The organism is Mycobacterium sp. (genome assembly GCF_032161845.1).
GTDB lineage: Bacteria > Actinomycetota > Actinomycetes > Mycobacteriales > Mycobacteriaceae > Mycobacterium.
In genome coordinates this window covers 1-2,616 of the sequence record NZ_JAVRQA010000189.1, presented here as the reverse complement: position 1 = coordinate 2,616, position 2,616 = coordinate 1, and the positions used below count along the sequence as shown (strand labels likewise).

3 protein-coding genes are annotated in these 2,616 nt (G+C 65.3%); all 3 read right to left on the bottom strand.

The window, feature by feature from the left end:
• Positions 1-1,032 (bottom strand): acyl-CoA dehydrogenase family protein (locus tag QOD90_RS10825; protein WP_526349457.1); only part of this gene is annotated, 1,032 nt, incomplete at its 3' end.
• Between the two features lie 82 nt (positions 1,033-1,114).
• Positions 1,115-1,624: a 5-(carboxyamino)imidazole ribonucleotide mutase gene (purE, locus tag QOD90_RS10820; RefSeq protein ID WP_526349455.1), complete on the bottom strand. Its 510-nt coding sequence runs from the start codon at positions 1,622-1,624 to the stop codon at positions 1,115-1,117.
• Positions 1,617-2,616, bottom strand: a 1,000-nt coding sequence (locus QOD90_RS10815) for a 5-(carboxyamino)imidazole ribonucleotide synthase (protein ID WP_526349453.1), incomplete at its 5' end; no start/stop codon positions are given. The genes purE and QOD90_RS10815, both read right to left, overlap by 8 nt.

Sequence of the window (2,616 nt, the reverse complement as noted above, 5' to 3'; positions counted from 1 at the left end):
TAACTGGACCGCGTTGGTCGTCACTTCCATCGCCACGTCGGAGGCAAAGCACTTCGCCGCCGAGGAGATGAAGCCGAGGTCTGGCTCCATCCGCTCAGCCCGCGCCGCGGCCGAGTAGACCGTCAATCGGGCGGCCTCGATCTTCATCGCCATGTCGGCCAACAAGAACTGAGTGTTTTGGAAGTCGCTGATCGACTTCTTGAACTGCTTGCGCTCCTTGGTATAGGCAATGGCAGCCTCGAGCGCACCCTGAGCGATCCCGACGGCTTGCGCACCAATGGTCGGACGCGTGTGATCCAGCGTCGCCAGCGCGGTCTTGAAGCCCGTCCCTGGATCGCCGATGATGCGGTCCCCTGGGATGCGGCAGTCCTCGAAGTACAACTCGGTCGTTGGCGAGCCCTTGATCCCCATCTTCTTTTCCTTGGGCCCGACACTGAATCCCGGATCGTCCTCGTGCACCACGAACGCCGAAATGCCGTTGGCACCCTTGTCCGGATCGGTGACGGCCATGACGGTGTACCACTGTGAGTGCCCGCCATTGGAGATCCAGCACTTGGAGCCGTTGAGCACCCAGTCCTCACCGTCGGCCTTGGCGCGGGTGCGCATCGCGGCTGCGTCGCTGCCCGCCTCCCGTTCGGACAGTGCGTAGGACGCCGTGGCCTCCCCCGCTCCGATCGAGGGCAGCACCTGCTTCTTGAGTTCCTCGGAGCCACGCAGAAGCATCCCCATGGTGCCGAGCTTGTTGCAGATCGGGATCAGCGACGACGAGGCGCACACCCTCGCGACCTCTTCGATCACGATGCATGCGGCGATCGAATCGCCACCCTGCCCGCCGTACTCCTCGGGAATGTGAATCGCCGAGAATCCCGACGAGTTCAGCGCAGCGAGCGCCTCGTCCGTATACCGAGCCTTCTCGTCGACGTCGGCCGCGTGCGGGGCGATCTCCTTGTCGCAGAGATCGCGTAGCACCGAGCGCAGCTCGTTGTGCTCGTCGGACAACTTGAACAGATCAAACGACGGATTCCCGACCATTGACGAACTCCTTGCTACTCGCCGGTAACTTTACCGCGACGGACGGTGGCCCAAAGCGCAGGGCCATCGAGGTTGGCCGCCGTCAATCGCCAAGCAGCTTCTCCCGCAGCGCCGCGTCCTTCTCGAGCACGGATGCCTCCAGCTCGGCTTGGAATCTTTCCATCCGCGACCTCAGCGCCAGATCCGACGAACCCAGAATGCGGACGGCAAGCAGACCGGCATTCCGGGCGCCCCCGATCGACACCGTGGCGACCGGCACGCCCGCAGGCATCTGCACGATCGACAGCAGTGAGTCCAATCCGTCCAGCCGCGCCAGCGGCACCGGCACCCCAATCACCGGCAGAGGGGTGGCAGAGGCCACCATTCCTGGCAGATGAGCCGCGCCACCGGCGCCGGCGATCACCACCTCCAGACCCCGGCCCGCAGCTGTCTTCGCGTAGTCCAACATTCGAGCCGGTGTGCGGTGCGCGGAGATCACGCCGACCTCGAACGAGACGTCGAACTCTGCCAGAGCGTGCGCAGCGGCCTCCATGACCGGCCAGTCGCTATCGCTGCCCATGATCAGCGCGACCCGTGGCTGCGGTTCACCCATGTTCGTTCCACCCGTCCGTCCACTCGCCGCGTGCCAACCAGTGCGCCGCCCTCACGGCTCGTTCGCGAAGACTCGCGACGTATTGTTCGTCAGTGGGTGAGCCATCAACCGCGCCAACGACATTGACGTGTCCGATCTTGCGACCCGGACGTTCCTGCTTGCCGTACAGATGCACCTTGGCTTCGGGAATCCGGGCGAACAAGTGATGGAGCCGTTCGTCGATGCTCATCATCGGCGTCTCCGCTGCGCCAAGGACGTTGGCCATCACCGTCACCGGCACCTTGGCGCTGGCGTCACCCAACGGATAATCCAACACCGCCCGCAAGTGCTGCTCGAACTGATTGGTGACGGATCCGTCCATGGTCCAGTGCCCGGAGTTGTGCGGACGCATGGCCAACTCGTTCACGACCAGCCCGCCGTCGTAGGTTTCGAACAACTCGACGGCCAGCACACCTACCACACCCAACTCGGCGGCCACCCTCAGTGCGAGCTGCTGAGCGGCAGTCGCGACTTCGTCGGGTAGCGCCGGCGCGGGTGCGATCACCTCAACGCAGATTCCGTCGCGCTGGACCGTCTCCACGACGGGCCACGCCGCAGCCTGACCCAACGGTGACCGCGCGACCAGGGCGGAGAGCTCGCGGCGCATCATCACCCGCTCCTCGGCGAGCACCTGCACTCCATCGGCCAGGTAGCGGCCTGCCACGTCGCATGCCTGATCGACATCGCGAGCCAGCACCACCCCCCTACCGTCGTAGCCGCCGCGGACGGTCTTGACGACCACTGGGCCACCGATGCGGCTGGCGAAGGCCTTGACGTCATCCACGTGAGCTATCGCCGAATAGCGCGGCACCGGTGCGCCGAGGTCGTCCAGCCGTCGCCGCATGGCCAACTTGTCCTGCGCGAAGACCAGTGCCGAAGGCGGAGGAGCGACGTTGACGCCCTCGGCGACCAGAACGTCGAGCAGCGCGGTGGGGACGTGCTCGTGGTCGAAC

What these genes read in the sequence shown, in the direction of transcription:
- purE (WP_526349455.1), bottom strand. Translation starts at nt 1,624, where the DNA reads ATGGGTGAACCGCAGCCACGGGTCGCGCTGATCATGGGCAGCGATAGC.